Raw genomic sequence first — 22,867 nt, 5'->3', positions numbered from 1 at the left:
AGGGGCACCGCGTGCTCGTGTCCCGCGGGTGGGCGGACCTGCATCTCATCGACGACGGGGACGACTGCTTCGCCATCGGCGAGGCCAACCATCAGAACCTGTTCGGCAAGGTGGCCGCTGTGGTCCACCACGGCGGCGCGGGTACGACACTGACGGCGGCTCGTGTGGGCACGCCCCAAGTGGTGATACCTCTTCAGCTGTCGGACAACCCCTACTGGGCGGGCCGGGTGGCGGCGTTGGACCTCGGTGCGGCCCTCGACGCTCCGACCACGAGCGTCGAATCTCTGGGCATCGCGCTCAAGACCGCTCTGTCACCCGAGACCCGGGCCCGTGCGAAGTCCCTGGGCAACCGGCTCCGCACCGACGGAGCGGACGTGGCCGCACGCCGGTTGGTTGACGAGTCTCGGTGAACGGCGTCGGCCCGTAGTGCTCGGGGGTGCTCGGGCCGGTCCGAAGACAGGAGCCCCAGCCGGGGTGAACCCGTCCGGGGCTTCGGCAAGTGAGGACCGTGGCGCCGTGGTTGATCGTGCTGCGGCCGACACCGCACCCGCGGTTGCCAGCGTTCGGGCTCATGGATGGCGGCGTACACGTAGGCAATGCGGGCAAGGACGCGAGAGTGAACCGGGGATGGCTGCTCGGGCATTTCATGGAGCAGGGCGATCCCCGCCACAGCGACGCCGTCGAGGTGAAGTGGGGTGTCCATCCACGCGGTGAGCGACGAGCGCAGTGGGTGCGGGGTGAGGTGCGGACAGCTCTGCTGGTTCTCATCACTGGACGCTTCCGTATGGAGTTCCCCGGCCGCAGCGTGCTGCTGGAGCGGCAGGCGACTATGTCGTCTGGGCCCGGGGGCGGATCGCTTTTGGTTCGCCGAGGACGACTCCAGGGTCATCACCTTGCGATGGCCTTCTGTCTCCGGATACGCCGTCCCACGACGGGGAGAGCGCGGCACGACCGAAGTGAACCATTGAGCCCGTATGGTCCACTATCTTTAGGCAAACCCCTTAATGTCGCATGCCGAGCGCAAACAGTATTCCATCGCTGAATGGGTGTGGCGTTGGTCACGGTTGACCACCCAATCGAAGCACATTTAGCATCAACGGAAATCAGCCACCCATGCGGGCGGCCGAATAGGCAGAATCGTCCGCAATCGCCACTCTGCAGGTACCCCGCTCAACTCTATAGAGCTTCTCCCCCACTCCGCGCTGCCCGCACGGCAACGCAACGACAGCGTTGACCAGGTCGGATAGCCGCTCGCTTCCAGCTGAGATCCGGCCGAGGGCGCCAGCCCTGCAGGTACTGCTTTCAGATCGCGGTTTACTCGATTTCCGCCGCTTTCTCTTCCCGTGAAGGGCGCCCTGTGTCTTTACCTCGAATCGCAGTCAGCAATCATCCCGGCGAAGAGATAAAACCCGCACCTTTGTCACTGGCTCAGGAGCGTCTGTGGGTCATGGCGCGCATGGACGGAGACGCCAGTGCCGCCTACAACGAGCCGATGCCCTTCGAAATCCAGGGGCCGCTGGACCGGGACCTGCTCATCAAGGCGCTGCATCTGCTCGCGGCCCGGCACGAGGCCCTGCGCACCCGGCTGGTCCCCTTCGAGGGTTCGGCTCTTCAAGTCGTCGATCCGCCGGACACGGGGTTCCCGGTGACCTTCGAGGATCTGACGGGCCTGCCGGACGGGGCCGAACGATTCGCGCGCATACGGTCGGAGGTGGAGGGCACCCCGTTCCGCCTGGGCGAGGAGCCCATGGTGCGTGGCTGCCTGATAGCGCTCCAACCGCAGCATCACGTATTGATCCTGATGGCGCATCACATCGTCTTCGACGGCTGGTCCCGCTCCCTGCTGCTGAAAGAGCTGGGCGTGGTGTACTCCGCGCTTCAGCGGGGGCAGGACGTCCCGCTGCCCGAACTCACCTGGCAGTACAGGGACTACACGCGCTGGCAGTGGGAGTGGATGTCGGGAGACGAGCCCGCCTCGCACGCCGACTACTGGACCACCGCGCTGGCCGACATCCCGGCCGTGGTCTCCCTTCCCACTGATCGGCCCCGCCCGCCCGAGCAGAGCTTCAACGGCGATCGGTTGCCCGTGACCGTCGACGAGGATCTGACGCGAGACCTGCGCGCGCTGGCCGCAGACAACGATGTCTCCCTCTACGCGACCGTGCTCACCGGCTGGTCCGTGCTGCTGTCTCTGCTCTCCGGGCAGGACGACATCGTTGTCGGCGCCCCCACGTCGAACCGTCGACGCGGCGACGTCGAGGGCCTGATCGGCTTCTTCGTCAACACTCTCGCCCTGCGCGCGGACCTCTCCGGCTCACCCAGCGTCAAGGATGCCCTGAAGCGGGTGAACCAGCGGATCCGTGACGCCCTCAAGCACGTCGATCTCCCCTTCGAACGAGTCGTCGAACTGGTCAACCCACCGCGAAGCCCCTCCTACACAGCCCTGTTCCAGACCATGTTCGCCTGGGTCCCCTCCATGCGGCAGGAGCTTGACCTTCCGGGCCTGCAGGTCGAGTTGCGGGAGGACGCCGCCCACGTACCCGCGAAGTTCGACATGGTCCTGGCCCTGGCCGACGAGGGGCGGCACCTCACCGGGGAGATCGACTACGCGGTGGCGCTCTTCGACCGGGCGACGATCGAACGGTTCATACGTCAATTCCTGCGCGTGCTGCGGCTGATGACCGAGCGGCCCGATGCCGAGATCGCCGACCTGACGCTGCTCGACGAGGACGGGCAGCGGGCGCTCCTCGCCGACTTCAGCACAGGGCCCGCCGTGGCCGACACGGCGTCGGCAGACGTACTGGAGCGCTTCGCCGCGCAGGTTCGAGAACGCCCCGGGCAGTGTGCGGTGGTGGCCGATGACGCGGAGCTGGACTACGCGACACTCGACCGCCGGGCCAACCGTCTCGCCCATGCGCTGATCGCCCGCGGTGCCGGTCCCGATCGTGTGGTGGGCCTGCACGCCGGACGTACGTCCGAACTCGTCATCGGCGTGCTCGGGATCCTCAAGTCCGGTGCCGCCTACCTGCCCCTCGACCCCGGACAGCCCTCGGAGCGGCTCGGCGCCATGGTGAGCGACGCCGCACCGGTCCTCGTACTGACCGACGAGAGGGACACCGCGGACGACCGCGGACGGCTGTGGGAGCACCTGGCGAAGGTGGAGGCAGAGGGGTCGCACGACGAGGCACCGGTCATCGACGTGGACCGGACTCGGCTCGCCTACGTCATCTACACCTCGGGGTCGACCGGTCGCCCCAAGGGCGTGGCGGTGACGCACGGCAGCGTCGTCAATCTCTTCGACCACTGGCGCGAGCTCATGGGGGACGCCCCCGGCGAGGCATCCTCCGCCTGGTCGAGCATCGGCTTCGACGCGTCGGTGCACGAACTCCTCGTCCCGTTGACCACCGGCGCCGTGCTCCACCTGGTTTCCGACGAACTCCGCGGAGACCCACGGGCGTTGCTGGACTGGATGCGTGAACACAAGGTCACCCAGGCGTTTCTGCCTCCGTCCTATGTCCTGTGGATCGGCGAGGATCCGGCCGCGCGCCTGGCCGGATCGAGCCTGCGTCAGCTCCTTACCGGAGTGGAATCCCTGCCTGAGAGCACCCTGCACCGCATGCGTGAGCTGCTGCCCGGCCTGCGCATCTGCTTCGGCTACGGCCCGACCGAGGCCACGCTCTACTCCACTGCCTACACCGACCCGCAGCCGTACGAGCGGTCGTGTCCCATCGGGCGGCCGCTGCGTGGCACACGTCTGTACCTGCTCGACGACCGCATGCGTCCGGTGCCCGTGGGAGTTCCCGGTGAGGTCTACCTCGGCGGAGCGAGTCTGGCCCGTGGATATCTGAACCGCCCCGACCTCACCGACGAACTCTTCGTGCCCGATCCGTTCGTCCCAGGTGAACGCCTCTACCGCACCGGCGACCTGGCGCGCTGGCTGCCGGACGGCAACGCCGAGTACGTCGGCCGCCGCGACGACCAGCTCAAGCTGCGCGGGTTCCGTATCGAACCCGGCGAGGTCGAGGCGGCGCTGCTGGCGGTCCCCGGGGTTCGGGAGGCCGTCGTCCTGGCCGATCGCGACGCCCCCGGCGGGCCTCGCCTGGTCGCCGGCGTGGGATGTGACGCCGGGGCCACGCGGCTGCCGTACGAGTGGCGTGCGGCCCTGGGGGGCCGTCTGCCGGACTACATGATCCCCGCCGTGGTGGCCGAGTTCCCGCGACTGCCGTTGAATCGCAGCGGCAAGGTGGACCGGAGAGAGGTGCTGCGCGCCACGGCGGAAACCCGCGTCGGGCAGGTCAACACGGCCGCGCCCCGCGACCGTGTGGAGATGGCGCTGTACCGGGTCTGGCGCGGGGTGCTGCTGCACCCGGACATCGGTATCGGTGACAACTTCTTCGAGCTGGGCGGCACTTCGATATCGGCGATCAAGATGGCGTCCGCCGTCCAGGAGGAACTCGGCGTCGCTCTGCCCGTCCGGGACGTCATGCTGCACCCCACCATCGAGGCGCTCGCCGAGCGTGTGCGCGGCAACGGGGGCGATACCGCGCGGTCCGCGGAACCCGGCAACCTGGTCGAATTCCGTGCGGGCGGCGGCCGACAGCGCGTGGTGTGTGTACACCCCGCCGGCGGCACCGCGTTCTGCTACCTGCCGCTGTCCGCCGAACTGGCCGACGACATCGGCGTGGTGGGGCTTCAGGCACCCGGCATCAATCCCGGCGAGTCCACCCTGCCCGGTGTCGAGGCGATGGCCGAGGAGTATCTGCGGCTCATCGGTCCCCGCACCGACGAGGCACTGGTGCTGTGCGGGCTCTCCTACGGAGGTCTCATCGCGTACGAGATGGGCCGCCGCCTGGTGGCGGCCGGGCACGAGAAGGTGAGCGTGGTCCTCCTCGACACCCACGGTGCCGAGGACGATGAACAGCGTGCCGCGATCGCGCCGGTCGGCATGGAGGAGTTCCGGGAGAAGCTGGTGCGCTTCAACGGCATGTACCCGGGTATCGACGACGACCAGGTGGCCCGGTACCTGAACGTCTACAACCACCACCGCGAGACAGGGCGCGACTACGCCGTACCCCGATCGCCCGCCCGTGTCGTGCTGATGCAGGCGACGGCCGTGGAGAACGAAGAAGCTGACGTCGAGAACGCCGCCGCTCGCCTGCGCGCGTTCTGGCGGCATCGCGTGAGCGGCGAGTTCGTGGTGGAGCCGGTCGCCTGCGGTCACTGGGACATGCTGGAGAGCGACGAACTGCCCCGCGTCGCCGCCGTCCTCACCGCCGAACTGCTCCGGCTGACTTCCGCCCCCGGCCAGGGCGAGACGGAGTGCACCACACCTTCAGGCACGTCGGAGGCACGATGAAACCGCATGCCGAAACGTCCCCCACCGACGTGGCCGAGGACTTGAGCGTCCCGGCCGGGATAGCCCTTGAGATTCACCGCCGGGCTCTTCGCACACCGCACGCCGAGGCAGTCATCGACGGCGACGTCAGTCTCGACTACGCGACGTTGAACGTGGCGGCCGCCGGTGTCGCCCAGGAGCTGGCGCGCCGGGGCGTCACCGCGGGGCAGGCCGTGGCGGTGGCGCTGCCGCGGTCGTGGCGGCTGGTCTGCGTGATGCTGGGCATTCTGCGGCTGGGGGCGCAGGTCGTGCCCCTCGACAGGCAGAGCCCCGCGGAACGCCGTCACTTCATTCTCCGGGACTCCGCCGCGGTCGCCCTGGTGCACGAGTCGATCGAGGACGTCACCGGGCTCCCGCAGCACGTGAAGGTGCTCGCCGCGGACGCCCTTCTGCCCGAACTCCCGGACGCCGCGGCTGCCGTGGAGGAACCGTCCGTCCCCGGCGAGGTGCCCTTCCTGTTCTACACCTCCGGAACGACGGGGCAGCCCAAGGGAGTCGAGGTCCGTGACGCCGGGATCCAGCGATTGGCACAACCCGGCTACATCCGCGTCGAGCCCGGCCTGCGCTATGCCTGCCTGGCCAACCCGGCCTTCGACGCGCTGAGTTTCGAAGTCTGGGTGCCCCTGCTGACCGGTGGCTGCTGCGTGGTCCTGGGCGACGAGGATGTGCGGACTCCCGAGCGCTTCGCCGCGGCACTGCGGCACGAGAGGGTGGACACCCTCTTCATCACCACCGCGCTGTTCAACACGATGGTCACGGCCGTGCCGGACTGCTTTTCCGCGGCCGACGAGGTTCTGGTGGGCGGTGAGCAGCTCGACGCCCGGACAATACGCCGCTGGTACCGTGACAACCCCGACAGCGGCACCCGTCTGTTCAACATCTACGGGCCGACCGAGTCCACCACCTTCGCCCTGTGCCATCCGATCCCGCGGGACTTCGACGGGGACGTGGTGCCGATCGGCGGGCCCTTGCCGCAGACCGGTTCCGTCCTGGTCGTGCCGGGCCAGGAGCGGGTGGCCGCACCCGGTGAGGTCGCCGAACTCCTGCTGAGCGGAGCCGGGCTCGCCGCCGGATACCGCAACCTCCCCGAGGAGACCGAGCGACGCTTCGTGCGGCTCGCATGGCTGGACGGCGGCGAGGAACGGTACTACCGCACCGGTGACCTCGTACGGGTGAACGACGAGGGCCTGGTGGAGTACGTCGGACGAACCGACCGCCAGGTCAAGGTCCGTGGCTTCAGGATCGAGCCCGGCGAGGTGGAACGGCGCGTTCGCGCCCACCCGGCGGTCCAACGGGCTTACGTGTGCACGCGCCGCGCGGCCAAGGAGGGGCCCAACGAACTGCTGGCGTTCGTCGTGCTCCGTCAGGAACTGTCCTACGAGGAGTTCGACAGCCACCTCGCGGCTCATCTGCCCGCCTACATGCGCCCCCACCGGATTCATCTCGTGGCCGAGCTTCCGCTCAACGCCAACGGCAAGATCGACCAGGCCGCCCTGTTGCGGCAGACCGACCGGCCCTGGCGGCCCGCCTCCTCCGGCTCCGAGGGACCGGCCATGACGGAGACGGAGCGCGGAGTCGTCGAACTGGCCGAGGAGATACTCGGCACCACCGGCCTCGGGCTCGGCGACCGGTGGATCGCCAGCGGCGGTGACTCGCTGAAGGCACTCCGGTTCTGCTTCGCCGTACGACAGCGATGGGGCCGCGAGCTGTCCCAGGAGGCCGTCCTGCACGGCGACCTGGCCGCCGTCGCCAGGTCGGTCGCCACGGTCCGCCCCGGCGCGGAGAGTGAGTTGCCGGCACCGGTGGTCTCCGGTGCCCGCTCGGCGCCCGCCACCAGCGAACAGCAGCGACTTTGGCTGGTACAGCGCCACGCCCCGGGCTCCCGGGCCTACTCCGTCAACCAGGCCTTCCGCGTGGACGGACCCGTCGACACCGCCGGCCTACGGCGAGCGCTGCGCGGCCTGGTGACACGCCACGAGGCGCTGCGGACGAGCTTCGGCCTCGGGCCCGACGGCCTGGAGCAGACCGTCGGAGAGCCGTACGACCCCTGGCACGAACCAGTCCCCCAGCATGCCTGGGACGAGGAAGAAGCACACGCCTTCGCCGACACCTTCTTCGCCGAGCCCTTCGACCTCGCCCTCCCCCGCATGCTCCGAGCCTGCTGGCTGCCGCGTGACGACGGCGGCACGCTCCTGCTTCACCTGCACCACATCGCCGTGGACGGCTGGTCGTTGAGCATCCTGCTGCACGACCTGTCGACCGCCTACGCCGAAAGCGGCCGGCCCGAGTCACCCGCTCCGACCCCGCTGGACTTCGCCCTCTGGCAGAGCGACCGGTTCGCGAGCCCCGCCTACCAGGCGCAGCGCGCTGAACTCCTCACGTTCTACCGGGGTTTGGATGAACCTTTGGAGCCGCTGCCCGCCCAGGACGCCGGTCCGGCACCGCGGGCGAACCTGCTGCACACGTCGCTCGACGTCGCTCGGCGGACCCAAGTGGACCAGTTGTGCGCCGAGTTCGGACTGACCCGGTTCCAGGTTCTGCTAAGCGTGTTCTCCTGGTGCCTGTACGGGGTGACCGGCCTGGTCCGCCCGCGCGTCGCCGCGCCGGTCGCGGGTCGCCCGGTGCGCGAGTTCGAGAACAGCGTGGGCATGATGGCGAACACCGTGCTGCTGCCTCTGACCGTCGCGCCCGGTGAGGACCTGCGCTCGCACCTCGCCCGTACCGGGACCGACACAGGGCAGGTGCTGGGATGCCAGGGCGTGGCGCTCACGGACGTCCTGACCGGCTGGGAGGGCGTCGGCGACAGCACGCCGTTCGACTTTCTGTTCGTTCTGGAGAACACCGACTTCGGGGCACTGCGGCTGCCCGGCTGCGCCCCGCGCCCCCTGTGGTGGGCGGCGCCGGAGGCCAAGTGCCCGATGACGGTCACCGTGGTCGAGCACGCGGACGGACTCGACGTGCTATGGGAGTACGCCGAGGACCGGTTCACCGGCGAGGACGTCGAGGCGATGGCGGAGCTGCTGCGGCGAGGCGTGGACGCGCTCGCGGCCGGTGGCCGCTCCACCGCCCGGGAGCTCGTCGTGCCGTACCGGCGTTCCCTTCCGGAGCACGGCCGCGGACCCGCCCCGGACACCGGCTTCAGCACGATCGCCGAAGGCTTCGGCCTGCAGGTCGCCCGCACTCTGCACGCCCCCGCCGTCGTCACGGCCGACGGCGTCACCCTGAGCTACGCGGCCCTCGACGCCCGGGCCGCCGCACTCGCCACGGAACTGGCCGACCGCTACCCGATCCCGGCCGACGGCACCCCCTGCCGGGCGGCCCTGTACCTGGAGCCCTCCGTCGAGCACGTGGTGGCACTGCTGGCGCTGGCACGGCTGAACGTCACCGCCGTGCCCCTCGACCCCTCCTACCCGGCCGACGTGCTGCGCCGCGTCCTGGAACAGATCGACCCGCTGTGCGTCCTGGCCACGCGGGACGGCTCGACGACGCTGGACACGCTGCTCCCGGACGGTGTGGTACGCCACCTCGTCGTACCGGCGGTCCCGGCGCCGGTGAAGGGCGACGGCACGAGCGCGTCGTACGACGGGCAGACGTATGGCCGACGCACGGTCGACGCGTCGGCACACGACGGCGCCCGCCCCCTGTACACACTGTTCACCTCCGGCTCCACCGGCGCCCCCAAGGGCGTGCAGATCCACGACCGCACCCTGTGCGACCTGATCAGGTGGCAGTCCGGTCCCGGCGGCCTGACCGCCCCCGCGGTCACCCAGCAGTTCTCGATGCTGGCGTTCGACGTGTCCTTCCAGGAGATCTTCGGGACGCTGTGCACGGGAGGCAGCCTCCAGCTCATTCGTCCCGAGTGGCGTCAGGACGTACCCGCGCTCCTGGACCGGCTGGACTCCGCGGGCGCCGAGCGGATCTTCATGCCCTATGTGGCCCTGCACCTGCTCGCCGAGTACGCCGTCCGCCTGAACAGATACCCCTCCCGGCTACGCGAAGTAGTCACCGCGGGCGAGCAGTTGGTGTGTACGGACAGCATCCGACGCTGGTTCGCCGGACTCCCCGGCGCGCGCCTGTTCAACCACTACGGGCCGACCGAGACCCATGTGGTGAGCGCCCTGTGCCTGGAGGGAGATCCCGGGCAGTGGCCCGAGCGGCCCGCCATCGGACGCCCGGTGGCCGGCGCCGATCTGCGGGTGGTGGACGCCCAGGGCGACCCGGCCCCGACCGGGTGCGCCGGCGAGCTGCTGATCGGCGGCACCATGACCACCCGCTGCTACCTCGACGAACCCGCACCGGACGACACCCGCTTCGTCGAACTCCCCGGCGCGGGCCTGTTCTACCGCAGCGGTGACCGGGCGTTCTTCGACCGGGAGGGCCTGCTGCACTACGCGGGCCGCGACGACCAGCAGATCAAACTGAGCGGGCACCGGCTCGAACTCGGCTCCGTCGAGGCGGCACTGCTGCGCCATCCGGCAGTGGTCAACGCCGTCGTCACACGTGACCGAGAGCAGCTGACGGCCGGCCTGGAGATCCGTGGCGAAACGCCGTCCGCCGAGGAACTGACCGCGCATCTGTCCGCCCTGCTGCCCTCCTACGTACGTGTGGACCGCTTCCGCAAACTGGAGAGACTGCCCCGCACACCCAGCGGCAAGCTGGACCGGCAGTCGGCCGTCCGGACACCGGGGGAAGAGATACGTCGTTCCGCGATCACCCGCACGGGCCTGTCGGCCGAGGAGGAGCTCCTCACCGCCGCATTCGAGGAGGTCACCGGGTCGGCGATCGCACCGGACCAGACCTTCTTCGAGGCGGGTGCCTCCAGTCTCGCCCTGATGCGCTTCCACCTGCGCTGCACCACGGCACTCGGTCTGCGCTTCAGCGTCGCGGATCTGTTCGAGCACGTCACCGTCCGCTCCCTGGCCCGCCACCTCACCACCCCGCGACCGCTCACCCCACCGGCCGCGGAAAACGACCAGGCCCCCGAACCCGGCGAGCCCATCGCGGTCGTCGGCATGGCGGTACGGGTACCCGGCGCCCCGGACCTGGCCGCCTTCTGGGATCTTGTGGTCTCCGGCGGCACCGGAATCCGCCGCATCGACGCGCCGGAAGGAGTCGTCGGCGCGCACAGCACGCTCGACGGCATGCTCGACTTCGACCCGGGCCACTTCGGCATCAGCCCCCAAGAGGCACGTCTGATGGACCCCCAGCAGCGTCACCTGCTGATGGCCGGCGTGCAGGCCCTGGCGCACGCCGGAGTGGCGGACACCTCGGCCACCCGGGTGGGCCTGGTGGCAGGAGCCGGGGAGAACACCTACTTCCAGTCCCTGCTGCGCGAGGCGGACCCCGAACGGCTGCCCGACGGCTTCCAGCTCGCCCTCCACCATGAGAAGGACTTCCTGGCCACCAAGGTGGCGTACCACCTCGGGCTGACCGGCCCCGTGTTCAGCGCCCAGACAGCCTGCTCCAGCTCTCTGGTCGCCGTGCACCTCGCCGCCGGTCTGCTCCGGCAGGGCGAAGCCGACGTGATGCTCGCCGGAGGAGTACTCATCGACCCCGGGCTGACCGGCGGCTACCGCTACCGCCCGCAGCACATCTTCTCCGCGGACGGCGACTGCCGGCCCTTCAGCGACGACGCCACCGGCACGGTCGGCGCGAGCGGCGTCGGCGTCGTGGTCCTCAAGACACTGCGGCGGGCACGGCGCGACGGCGACACCGTCCACGCACTCATCACAGGCTCCGCGATCAACAACGACGGTGCGGCGAAGATGAGTTACACCGCGCCGTCCCTCGCCGGACAGCGGGAGGTGATCCAGGCCGCCCTGTCCCGCGCCGGACGCACGGGCGCCGACCTCGGCTATGTGGAGGCACACGGCACCGGCACCCGTCTTGGCGACCCGATCGAAGTGGGAGCGCTTCAGCAGGCGTTCGACGTGAGCGAGTCCGGCCGCTGCGCTCTGAGCTCCGTCAAGAGCCAGCTCGGCCACATGGGCGCGGCCGCCGGTGTGGTGGGCCTCGTACGCGCGGTCCTCGCCGTGCACCACGGGACGCTCCCGCCCAACCTCAACTTCCGTGCCTTCAACCCCGAGATCGGCCCCGATCCCGCTCCCTTCTACGTCCCGGCCGAGGCCACGCCCTGGCCCGGGGGACGCGAACGGGTGGCCGCGGTCAGCAGCTTCGGGATCGGCGGCACCAACGCCCACGTCATCGTGGAGCAGGACACCGCGCCCGGACCGGTGGCGAACCGCGAGGTACCCGAGTGCCTGGTCCTGTCGGCCTCCACGACGGACGTCCTCGCCGCCGACGCCGCGCGGATCGCCGACTACCTCCAACTCCACCCGGAGCGTTACGGGTTCGTGCTGCGTCACCTCCAGGCCGGGCGGGTCGCTCGCCGCCTGCGGACCGCGGCACCCGTGACGGACGCCGCCGCGGCCGAGCGCTGGCTGCGCGAGGTGGCCGCGGGAGCGGTGCCGCCCGGTACCGCGGACCCGGACGCCATCACGGTCTCCGCGGCCGGTCGCACGGCCCACGACCTCGCCGAGGACTGGGCAGCCGGACGCACTGTCGACTGGGGTGCGGGCTCCGCTCCGGCGCCCTGGGACTTCCCTCCCCCGTCCTTCTCCCTCACGGAACACGACTTCGACCGGCTGCCCGAGAAGCCTCGCGAGGTCCCTGCCGCCACACCCCGGCGGCTTCCCCGGGAGAACTGGCTGCACCAGCCGCACTGGGTCCGGCTGCGCCGTGCCGCCGTCGCGGACACCGGTGTGCCGGCCGGCCGCGCGTCCACCGTGGTCGTCGTAGCCTCCGAGAACACTCCGCGGACAGCGCTCGCGCCCTTCGAGGCGGTGGCATCGCGGGTGATACGGGTGCACCCGGCCGGCGCCTTCGCCCGCAGAGGACCGAACGCCTACGACGCGGACCCCGCCGACCCGGCGTCTCTGCGCCGACTGCTCGACGCGCTGTCCGAGGACGGCGTCCCCGCCTCCGCCGACACGGAGTGGGTGCACACCCTGCCCCTCGACGTGACAGGCCCGGTCGGTCCCGGCACCCTGGAACACGCCCGTCACGCCTGCCTGGACAGCACTGCGGCCCTGGCCCAGGCACTGACCGGGAGAAACGGCTCCCCCCGTGTGTGGTGGCTGTCGTACGGCGCCCGGCCCGTGACAGGCACGGTGGACAGACCTGAGCTGGCGCTCCTCGCCGGGCCGGTCGAGGTCGCCCCTCAGGAGTCCGCCCTGAACGGACACTGGCTCGACCTCCCCGACGGCGACCTCAGCCGCTGGGCCGGACATGTGGCCTCGGTCATCGCCGGAACACGTGAGACCGGTCATCCCGACGGACCGGATCTACCGCGCCAGCTCGCGCTGCGGCAGGGTTACTGGTGGCGGCCGGGCACCGTACCCGTACCGCAACCGGAGGGGACGCGGCCCCTCGTACCGGCCGGAGCGGACACCGTCCACCTGGTGCTCGGCGGCACGGGCGGCATAGGCCGCGCCATCGCCGCCTGGCTGCTCGAACACACCCGCGGTCGCGTCCTGCTGCTGTCGCGAAACCCGCGGCTGCCGGAGGAGTTGACCGGATGGGCCCACCGCGTCGGCCTCGTCCCGGCGGATCTCGCGACCATGCCCGTCCACGATGTGGCGGCGGCCGTCGCCGAGCACACGTCACGGCTGGACGGCGTCATCCACGCGGCCGGTCTCGGACACGGCGGGCTGCTGGTACGACGTGACGCCACCGCGATGCGTAACGCCGCCGCGGTCCGCGAGAGGGGCGCACTCGTCGTCGAGCACCTGATCGGAGCCTTCCGCCCGGAGATCGCGGTCTACTGCTCCTCGATGTCCGCACTGCTCGGCGGTGTCGGCCAGAGCGACTACGCGGCCGACGCGAGCCTCCTCGACGGCTTCGCCCACCACCGGGCCACCGAGACGGAGACGACCGTCCGGATCGGCATCGACTGGGACATCTGGAGCGAGACCGGGATGGCGACCCAGGTCATCAACCCGGACAGCCGCCATCAGGCCCACCTCACGGTCGGCCTGACCGTCGAGGAGGGCAAAGCGGTCTTCGCGCATGCCCTGGCCCTGCAACTGCCCCAACTCCTCGTGTCCACCACCGACATCGATGTCTCCCGAGCCTTCTACGCTCCGACCGGGATCGCGGCCCCGCCCTCGCGTTCCGGACCGGTGCACCCGACGGACGGAGAGGAGGAAGCCCTCGTCGCAGGCTCCGACGTAGGCGGTTCCGGAGAGCGGGCGGACACCATGGCCCGGGTGATCCAGGATCTGCTGGGCGTGGACGAACTGGACCCCGATGACTCCCTCTACGACCTGGGCGCCGACTCGCTGACCCTGATCAGCCTGATCGCCCGGATCGAGGACGACTACGGCGTCGAGGTCGACCTGGCCTCCTTCAGCCACCGCGTCAGCCTCACGGAGATCCTGAAACACGTCGAGGCGGCCCTCACCTCCGCCGAGCCCACCACCGGGGTGGCGGGGGGCACCTCCCGGGTCGTCCTCGACATCTGGCAGGAGGGAACCGGTTCGGCCGTCCTGTGCCTGGTGCACCCCGTGGGCGGAGACATCCAGGCCTACCGCTCCCTGGTGGCAGCGCTCGGCCCCGCACCGACGGTGTGCCTCATCGCCGACCCGGCACTCCGCGACACCGGGATGCCCGCGTGGTCACTGACCGAGCGGGCCCATCACTACGACGCGCAGCTACGTGAGCGCTTCGGCGGACCGGACCACCGGATCCACCTGGCCGGATGGTCCTACGGCGCCCGCGTGGCGATGGAGATGGCGGGTCTCGCCGAGTCGGCCGGCAGCCGGCCGCTGGAGTCGCTCCACCTTCTGGATCCGCCACCGCCCGAGGCGAAAGCACTGGTCGCCGCCTACGACGAGGCTCACCTGGACAGGGTGTTCGCCGCCGAACTCGGCGCCAGCACCTCCTCGTTGCCGACCGAGCACGCACAGGCGTACGCCGAGAGGCTGGCCCGCTGCTGCCGCGCGAACCTGCGCAGCCTCGGGGAACATCGCGTACGGCCACTCGTCTCCGTCCCCACGTATCTGTGGCTGGCCGAACACCCCACGGCGGGCATGCCCACCCCCGCGGACCCTCAGGAACCGGACCGGCAGTGGAACACCTGCCTGCCTCCGTCCGCCGTACGCAGGTATCTGCCCACGGACCACTACGGCATCGTCGCGGCACCCCACGTGGACACGGTGGCCGAGACCATCAGGGCGACGCTGGCGTCCCCGGGTGCCGGTGCCCGCGGGACCGCCGACCTGTAAACCCACCCCGCCTCTGGAGGTTGACATGGAGTCATACGAACTCGAAGCGCTGGAAGCAGTGACCACTCGTCCCGCGTACCCCTACCGCACGCTCACCGTCGAGCGGATCACTCCCGTTCTGGGGGCGGAGGTCTCAGGCGTCGACCTGTCGCAGGAGATTGCGGCGGAGCAACTGGAAGAGATCCGGGCCGCCTTCCGCGACCACCACGTTCTCGTCTTCCGCGATCAGACGATCACCGCCGAGCATCACAGGCGCTTCGCCGCCGCCTTCGGCGAACTGCGCCCCGTCAACCCGCCACCGCCCGAGGGCGATCCCTACATCCTGGAGATCCGCACGACATCGGCCGCGGCGAACGTGGCGGGCAACGGCTGGCACGCGGACGGCACCGCCGACGCCGAACCGTCCCTGGGGTCGATGCTCTACATCACCGAGACCCCCGAACCGGGATGCGGCGGAGACACCCTCTTCGCCAACATGCACCTCGCCTACGACATGCTCTCACCGACGATGCGCGCCCTGCTGGACCCGCTGACCGCGATACACGACGGCGCGCAGGCCCTGGCGGGATACGCGCTGCCCGCGGACTACGTCATCCCCAAGAGCGAACACCCCCTTGTCGCCCGGCACCCCGAGACCGACCGCAAACTGCTGTACGTCAACAAGGCCTACACCAGCCGCATCCCGCAGCTCTCCCCCGACGAGAGCCGGGGCCTGCTCGACGTGCTCTTCGACATGATCGCCCGCAGGCCGGTCCTGCACTGCCGCGTCCGCTGGACCCCGGGCACGCTCGTCTTCTGGGACAACCGGTGCGTCCAGCACCACGCGACGTACGACTACTACCCCTACACCCGCTACGGCCAGCGCATCGCCATCAACGGCGGCCCCGTCAAGGGCTGATGTCCTGAAGGGGTGAGGCGTCGTGCACGGCCCTCGGGCCCGCACACGACGCCTCACCGGGCTGCGTGAGATCAGTGCCGTTCCGGGTGGATCGAGGCCGAGGGCATGATCCGGACCACACCCGGGCCGGATCATGGCCACCTCCCTTTACATTCCGCGTTTACGCTGGTCAGATCCCACATCGGATGTTTTCCCGCTCGGTCTCCGCCATCGCCGCGAAGAACGCGAACAGCAGCTTCCCGGGGCCGGTGGGATCGTAGATGCCGGGCAGGGGCCCGGCGAGATCTCCACGATGAGGCCGTGGGCGGTGAGGTGGTCGGCGAGCGCGGTGAGTTCGGCGGCGTCGCAGCCGAGTCGCTTCATCTTGTACACGGTGAGGATGACCCGGCAGTACGGAGCGTGTGCCCCGACCTCCCGCGGCGCCCGCAGTGCCTCCTCGGACCGGGGCGGTGGCGCGACCGATTCGGGCAGATTCCGCCTGCTGTCTCCCCCTGCCCCTGCCCGAACGCTGGCCATGGAGCTCAGCCCCAATACGGCCTGCACGACATACGGCCTGCACGACCCCGAAACGATCAACCGGGACTCAAGCCGCTGGATCCGGGCTCAACGGTTCACGCGCGCGTCCACACTGATTTTTGTCTCACTCCCGTGTTCACTTTCCGGCAGATTGTTGCCCCACGTCAGGGTCCGCTGACTAGTACGGCTGAAGGAGCTGAACTATCCGTTGTGTGCTTCGAACTCGGTCGCCAGCCTCTGTTGGGTGGCCGCCCACGACGCCAGGAGCGCTAATTTGTCAGCGGTCGGTGTGCCCGCGGGTGCGGTGTAGACGTTGAGGCGCAGGCCGGGTTCGGCGGGCAGATCCAGGGACTCAACGTCCAAGTCGAGCTGGCCTACGATCGGATGGCGCACACGCTTGCGGCCGGACCGGTGCAGCCGCACGTCCTGAGATGCCCACCGCTGCCGAAATAGCTCACTGCACGTTGACAGTTCGCCGACCAAGGAGATCAGCTCCTCGTCGTGCGGATTGCGGCCGGCTTCCATGCGTAGCTTCGCGGCCACGTCACCGGCAATTTGGTCGTAGTCGACAAAGAAATCTCTGGCGGCCTCGGGGTTCAGATAGACGAACCGCACTGTGTTGGCGGGCCGTCGCGGGTCGGCCAGCACCGGTGAATACAGCGCGCGAGCGAGTTGATTCATGGCGAGCACGTCATAACGGCCGTTACCGATCCAGGCCGGCGCATCGGAGATCGCGTCGAGCACCTGCTGCAGCGTCGAGCGCACCGTCACGGCAGGCCTACGTCGGCGTGGGCCGCTGGGCGCCTTGGACTGGCGCGCGAGGTGGAACAGGTGGTCGCGCTCGGCTTCGTCGAGTTGCAAGGCAGAGGCCAACGCGTCGAGCACGCCATCGGAGGCACCGGCGAGGCTGCCGCGCTCCATGCGCACGTAGTAGTCGACCGATACCCCCGCCAGGAGCGCGACCTCCTCGCGGCGCAGACCTTTGACCCGGCGGTTGCCCCCGTAAGCGGGCAGGCCCGCCTGCTGGGGTGCGATGCGGGCGCGACGTGAGCTGAGAAACTCCCGGATTTCGGTGCGTAGATCCATCGCGGTCATCTCCTCACCGTAAGACCGTCCCGCAGTTTAATGGAGACCCGATGCGGTCGTTGCGGTGCCGCCGTCCACCGGGATGATGGCGCCCGTGAGGTAGGACCCAGCCCGGCTGGCGAGAAACACGGCGGCACCCGCCATGTCGTCGTCGCGGCCGAGCCGGCGCAGGGGGGCCGCCGCCGCGATCGTGTCGCCGATGGCATCGATCGTGGAGTCCATCATCTGCGACGGGAACACTCCCGGTGCCACCGCGTTCACCGTGACGTGCTGTGGGCCCAACTCCCTGGCAAGTACCCTGGTGAGTTGGTGGAGTGCCGCTTTGCTGCTGGCGTACGAGTAGTTGGGCGACGGGGCGACGTGGATGGCGGCGATGCTGCCGATGTTGATGATCCGTGCGGGATCATCGGCGGTGCCCGCCTTACGAAGTGCCGGGAGCAGCGCCTGCACCAGCCAGAACGGCGACTTGAGGTTGAGGTCGAGCACTGCGTCCCAGGCCTCGTCCGGGAACGTCTCCAGCGGCTCGCGCCACATCGCTCCCGCGTTGTTGACAAGGATGTCCAGGCGTTCCGAGTCGACCTTGACAAGATCAGCGAGGCGCTGACACTCGTCGTGCCTGGACAGATCGGCGGGAATTGCTTGAACGTCGCCGAATTCGGACAGTAGTTGCTGTGCCTCCGCGCACGCGTCTGCCTTTCGTGAGCTGATGACGACGCGGGCGCCCGCCTGGAGAAGGCCGCGCGCTATCATCATCCCAATGCCCCTGGTGCCGCCAGTGACAAGGGCGCACTTCCCACTCAGATCGAAAAGTTCTGTGTGAGTGGTGAATTGGTTGTCCGCCATTGGTTTCCGTCTCTCCTGTCGTGGACGAATGCGCCGAAACGGTCGCGCATTCGGGGCAGCTGAATTGAACTGATGGGGGTAAACCTGCAGTGCGTGTCCATGGAGTGTTGTCGGCGCTTTCGACTCATTCAGGTTGACAGGCGTTTGGGACGTCTGGGAGATCCTGGTGATACAGGTACTGTGAGACCCCCCCTTGCCTGGTGCGCTGACTCACCCCGGATCCACCGGCTTGATGCCGGGCGACGCACCGCGCTACAGGCCGCCGACCCACTGTGTGTTCGACGTCATCGGTCCGCTCTACCCGCCCTCCCCCGGCTGGCCGTAGCCCCACTGCCCTGGCCAACGACCCCTCGCCTTCCGCTTCCCCTAACCCCAAGCGCCCCTGCGGGCGCGGGGTCGGCGAAGTCCAGCAGCAGTCGGTATCCGCGGGTACCCGCCGGAGAGTCGGTGCCGATCGTCCTGCCCGCCGCGCACGCACGTGCGGCCCGGTGGGATTCAACGCCTGCGGCGCCGTCGGCCTCGCCCGGACGTCCTTCACGACTGCACGCTCCGGGGGCTAGCCAGGGACAACTTGTCCCTGGTTAAGACTGCCCTTCATCCGGTCTCCGTTTCGCGTCAAGATTGCCCTGTCGAACAGAGGAGGTCGGACGATGGACCGGGTGTTGCTGGCGGAATTTCTCCGTGCGCGTCGTGAGGCGTTGCAGCCGGAGGACGTGGGGCTTGCCCGCGGGCAGCGGCGTCGCACCGGCGGGCTGCGGCGGGAGGAGGTGGCGGTGCTGGCCGGGATGTCGGCCGACTACTACGGCCGGATCGAGCAGCAGCGCGGTCCGGCGCCGTCGGAGCGGATGCTTGCCGCGTTGGCCGGGGCGTTGCGTCTCAACCTGAGCGAGCGTGACCATCTCTTCGTCCTGGGCGGGATCCCGGCGCCTCGGCGGATCCTGCGTGACGATCACGTCGGTCCCACGATGATGCGGATCGTCGCTGGCCTCTCGGACGTGCCCGCCATCGTGCTGTCACGATGCGGCGAGGCGTTGTTGCAGACGCGCCCGGCGGTTGCGCTGCTCGGTGACTACACCCAGTACTCGGGGCTGTACCGGTATCTGGTCTACCGCTGGTTCACCGACGATCCGCGGGTGCGTGGCCTGTACCCCGTCGAGGACCACCCGCGGCGGGGCCGGGTATTCGCCGCGGAGATCCGGGAGGCTTACACGGCGGACCCCTCGGGGAAGGCCGGTGAGATCGTCGCGGCGCTGCTGGAGGTCAGTCCCGAGTTCGCGAACATCTGGCGGTTGCACGAGGTGGGAGTGACCCACCACCACGACCTCAAGCGCTACCTGCACGCCGAGTTGGGGGAGCTGGAGCTGTACGCCGAGTTGCTGCTGGATCCGGAGCATTGCCAGACGTTGCTGGTATTCACCGCCGTGCCCGGTTCCCCGAGCCACGAAAAGCTACAGCTCCTGGCCGCTGTCGACGACTAGCGACTGTCGGCTCTCACACCTGGCGGCACAGCCTCGAAGCTGAGGCGTGCCCCGATCTCCCAATGCTTCAAATTCGAAGCGTTTCCTCTGTCATGAAAGTTGGTATTTACAATGAAGGCAGTGCGTTTCCATGAGTACGGCGCTCCTGACGTCTTGCGGTACGAGGAGGTGGAACAGCCGCTCCCCGGGGCCGGAGAGGTCCGGATCCGGGTGGCCGCGACGTCGTTCAACCCGATCGACGGCAACATCCGCGCGGGCTTCATGCAGGGCCCCATCCCGGTGACTCTGCCGCACACACCCGGCATCGACGTCTCGGGCACGGTCGATGCGCTGAGCGAGGACGTGCACAGCGTCAGGGCAGGCGACCGGGTCGTCGGCTTCCTGCCGATGACCGGCCCCGGCGCGGCGGCGGAGTACGTGCTCGCGCCGGCCGAGCTGCTGACGGCGGCGCCCGCGAGCATCCCGCTGGCCGAAGCGGGCGGGCTGCCGTTGACCGGGCTCACCGCCTGGCAGGCCCTCTTCGACCACGCCAAGCTGACCGCAGGCCAGCGGGTGCTGATCAACGGTGCGGGCGGCGCGGTCGGCGGCTACGCCGTCCAGCTGGCTAAGCACGCCGGCGCCTACGTGATCGCCACGGCCGGGCCGCGCAGCAGCGAACGCGTCAGGACGGCGGGCGCCGACGAGGTGCTCGGACACGGGGTTCCCGAGTTGTCCGCGCTGGTCGACCTCGTGCTCAACCTCGCTCCGGTCGAGCCGGTACAACTGGCTGCGTTGGCCTCCGTGGTCCGCGACGGCGGCATCGTGGTGAATACGACGGTGTGGATGCCCGCGCCGTCCGATGAGGACCGCGGCGTGCGCGGCGTCAACCTGTTCGTCAACAGCGACGCCGCGCAGCTGGCGCGGCTGGTGACGCTGGTCGACTCCGGAGTGCTGCACGTCGACGTCGCTCGACGGGTGGCGCTGGCCGACTTGCCGACCCTGCACGCGCAGGCCGCCGAAGGCGCGCTCTCCGGCAAGGCCATCGTCCTTCCCGCCGTCTCTCTCGCCTAGGCGCCCTTCTCCGACACAGCGATCGCGTCGCGTCTGCCTCATCAGCGGTTACGCCATAGCGGGGCTGCGCTCTGTCACCTCTGGCAGAGCGCAGCCCCCAGCGAACCCCTGCCGGCCACAGCCGGGATCTTGGGGATCCACCGCCTTCTGGCATCACACCAGCTCAGATCCATGGACCACGAGAGCAGGACAGCCATGTCCCTCGATTTCGACGCCGAGTTCGCCCAGGTATTCGTCCCCATGGCCAAGGCCATGGGGACGCCGCGCCCCCGGTGGTGGGCGACGTGCCCGCACGCCGCGCCCTGCGGGAGCCGATCATCGGTGCCGCCTCGGCGGCCCAGCCGATCCCGGCCGACGTCACGACCGCCGAACACCACAAGACCGCCGACGACGGCACACAGATCACCATGTTCGACTCCATCGCCTTCACCACCGACGTCGCTCGCCGCGCCATCGCCGACCGCGTCCGCGCCCTCGCCTCCCTCTGCCCCTCACTGATCCTCTGGCAGCTCTGAACAGCAGAAAGCGATCTCCCGTGACTCTCTGGCCCCCCGTCGCCGTCGGCGCCATGAAACTGCCGCGCGGCTTGCCATGGCGCCCATGACCCGCGACCGCTCCCTGGCGGACGGCCGCCCCAGCGAGCGGGGTTAGGGCACTGCATCGGTGGCATTACAGCGGCTCTGATGACTTCTCCGATGGGCAACAAAGGGAGTTCGTCGCCAGATGCCGAGTCGCGCCCGGTGAACCGATGACAAGCCCGCTGTCCAGGTTTCGATTCGCCAGGTCGGTGCGGATTCTCCGGTGAGTTCGCCGCTGGTTTGTCAGCCATGGCCCAGCGGATCTTGTGCGGATCGCTGGGGGCGGCCTCCGTAGTCCCGGACGAGCCGCCGGTGTTGCATCAACCAGCCGAAAGTCCGCTCGATCCCCCCAGCGTTTCGCCTGAGGTTGGAACCCTGGCGAGGGACAGTACGACGACCTCGACGTCGATTCCCCTCGCGGCCCCGCGCTGAAAGACATGTCTGGTGTCCGCCGTCGACCCATCCCTTCGTGGCGCGGCCCTGACCGGAACCGGTCCACGGACATGCTGTAGGCGCAGCCCGACGGCGATGCGATCGCGTCGCCGTCGCCGTCGCCGTGGGACTGGACCGCGCCCCCGGAGGGGGCTCGGCTCACGGTCCACGCCAGAGGTTGGCGAAGGCCGCGTTCTCAATGGTCCGCCGCTGGCGTACGGCCTCCAGCTCCATCACCGCGTCGTGGACGGCGGCCAGCACGGTCGTCACCGCCTCGTCATCGAGGCCGGGCTCATCGTCGGACCGTTCGTCGTCGATGCCCACGACCGAGACGAGGGCGGCCAGGACGGGTTCCTTCTCTTTCCAGCGGTCGGCTGCACGGCGGCGCGCGGGCGTATCGACCAGTTCCACGCGTTCCGAACCGAAGGGCAACCGGCCGCTTCGCCGCGCCTTCAGCTCACCGTTCTCCTCCAGGGCGGCCTGGTACGCGGCCGAGAGATCTCGGCCCCGGCGCCACAGCCAGTCCTCGATCCGCTCGTAAGGCGCCTGCCGAGTGAGCCCTGCCGCAGCCTCGCCCATGAACCGGTCGTCCAGCGTCACCTGTCCACCCGGCACAATGCCCTCGCCGTCCACAGCAACCGCCCCCGCACCGATGAGATCGATCAGCTCGGCTCCCGCGAGTGCGAGGGACAAGTCACCCTGCCCCACGGAATGCTTCAGGTCCATGGCGGTGATGAACAGGTCTTTCGCCGTAGTCATGAACGGCTCCCCTCGGAGACATCGAGAAAGGTACGTGCCCATCAATTGGGCCCCGCGTCCGAGGTCGGTCCGGCAGCGGGACAACAGTCACCATCAGTATCGCTCCGCCCGCGCCGCGGAGCCCTTTCGCAAGGCGGCGGGAGCTTCTGCCGACGACCTCAGAACAGCGGGTCCTCGCTGCACTGGATCTCCGAGCCGCTTCGTCCGTCTGTTCGTTGAGCGGCTGCGAACGGTCGATAAAAGCAAGATCATCAGGCGCGTGGCGCCTCCGCACGAGTCGTCCTGCCGCATGGAGGGATGAACATGTTGAAGCATCTGGAGAACCGTCGAACTTCGGCTCGTACCACCCGCCCGGGCCGACCGGCAGTACCGGAACGGCCCGGGCGGGCGCAACGTCGACCGGGAACTCCACGGCTCCAGCCTGGACCGGGGGGGGGGGGGGGGGGCCGCGGGGGGTGCCTTCGCTCCCACAAAATGGGGGGCGAAAGTACGAAAGGGGAGACAGCGGAGAACGACGGGACAAAAAAAGGGGGGTGGGAAGCACGAAG

The 22,867-nt window shown here is 69.4% G+C and carries 10 protein-coding genes and 1 pseudogene; 8 read left to right on the top strand and 3 right to left on the bottom strand.

Annotation, left to right across the window (positions count from 1 at the left end; translation table 11 throughout):
• From ACZ5CR_RS42960 to ACZ5CR_RS42940, 5 genes and pseudogenes are all read left to right on the top strand, one after another.
• Positions 1-410, top strand: a 410-nt coding sequence (locus tag ACZ5CR_RS42960; RefSeq protein WP_468868493.1) for a glycosyltransferase, incomplete at its 5' end; no start/stop codon positions are given.
• A 161-nt stretch (positions 411-571) separates the two neighbouring features.
• Positions 572-968 (top strand): annotated as a pseudogene (locus ACZ5CR_RS42955) (signal peptidase I).
• 389 nt (positions 969-1,357) lie between these two features.
• Positions 1,358-5,356 carry a non-ribosomal peptide synthetase gene (locus ACZ5CR_RS42950; protein ID WP_468868491.1) on the top strand — a complete coding sequence of 1,333 codons (3,999 nt, stop codon included), beginning with the start codon at positions 1,358-1,360 and terminating at the stop codon, positions 5,354-5,356.
• Positions 5,353-14,679, top strand: coding sequence for an amino acid adenylation domain-containing protein (locus ACZ5CR_RS42945; protein ID WP_468868489.1), 9,327 nt, complete (start codon positions 5,353-5,355; stop codon positions 14,677-14,679). Before ACZ5CR_RS42950 ends, ACZ5CR_RS42945 begins: the two co-directional genes overlap by 4 nt.
• Before the next feature lie 25 nt (positions 14,680-14,704).
• Positions 14,705-15,577 (top strand): TauD/TfdA dioxygenase family protein, encoded by an 873-nt coding sequence (locus ACZ5CR_RS42940; protein WP_468868487.1) that lies wholly within the window; start codon positions 14,705-14,707, stop codon positions 15,575-15,577.
• Between the two features lie 717 nt (positions 15,578-16,294).
• Here ACZ5CR_RS42940 and ACZ5CR_RS42935 read toward each other — a convergent pair.
• Positions 16,295-17,188, bottom strand: coding sequence for a helix-turn-helix transcriptional regulator (locus ACZ5CR_RS42935; protein ID WP_468868483.1), 894 nt, complete (start codon positions 17,186-17,188; stop codon positions 16,295-16,297).
• A gap of 27 nt (positions 17,189-17,215) precedes the next feature.
• Positions 17,216-18,022, bottom strand: coding sequence for an SDR family oxidoreductase (locus tag ACZ5CR_RS42930; RefSeq protein WP_468868477.1), 807 nt, complete (start codon positions 18,020-18,022; stop codon positions 17,216-17,218).
• A 650-nt stretch (positions 18,023-18,672) separates the two neighbouring features.
• Between ACZ5CR_RS42930 and ACZ5CR_RS42925 the strand changes: the two genes are divergently transcribed.
• The 3 genes from ACZ5CR_RS42925 to ACZ5CR_RS42915 all read left to right on the top strand — a co-directional run bounded on the left by ACZ5CR_RS42925 (position 18,673) and on the right by ACZ5CR_RS42915 (position 21,065).
• The gene (locus ACZ5CR_RS42925) at positions 18,673-19,500 is read left to right on the top strand and encodes a helix-turn-helix transcriptional regulator (protein ID WP_468868475.1); all 828 of its coding nucleotides are present in this window, start codon (positions 18,673-18,675) and stop codon (positions 19,498-19,500) included.
• Between the two features lie 111 nt (positions 19,501-19,611).
• Positions 19,612-20,550 carry an NADP-dependent oxidoreductase gene (locus ACZ5CR_RS42920; RefSeq protein ID WP_468868473.1) on the top strand — a complete coding sequence of 313 codons (939 nt, stop codon included), beginning with the start codon at positions 19,612-19,614 and terminating at the stop codon, positions 20,548-20,550.
• A gap of 284 nt (positions 20,551-20,834) precedes the next feature.
• A complete protein-coding gene (locus ACZ5CR_RS42915) occupies positions 20,835-21,065 on the top strand; it encodes a hypothetical protein (RefSeq protein ID WP_468868471.1) in 231 nt (76 codons plus the stop codon).
• A gap of 654 nt (positions 21,066-21,719) precedes the next feature.
• On the opposite strand, the gene ACZ5CR_RS42910 is transcribed toward ACZ5CR_RS42915, so the two are convergent.
• The gene (locus tag ACZ5CR_RS42910; RefSeq protein ID WP_468868468.1) at positions 21,720-22,319 is read right to left on the bottom strand and encodes a GOLPH3/VPS74 family protein; all 600 of its coding nucleotides are present in this window, start codon (positions 22,317-22,319) and stop codon (positions 21,720-21,722) included.
• Positions 22,320-22,867: the final 548 nt, after the last annotated feature.

The sequence above is a fragment of the Streptomyces sp. NPDC031274 genome (genome assembly GCF_055570235.1).
Note: the sequence above shows the minus strand (reverse complement) of the source record. Positions and strands in the feature narration are given on the sequence as shown.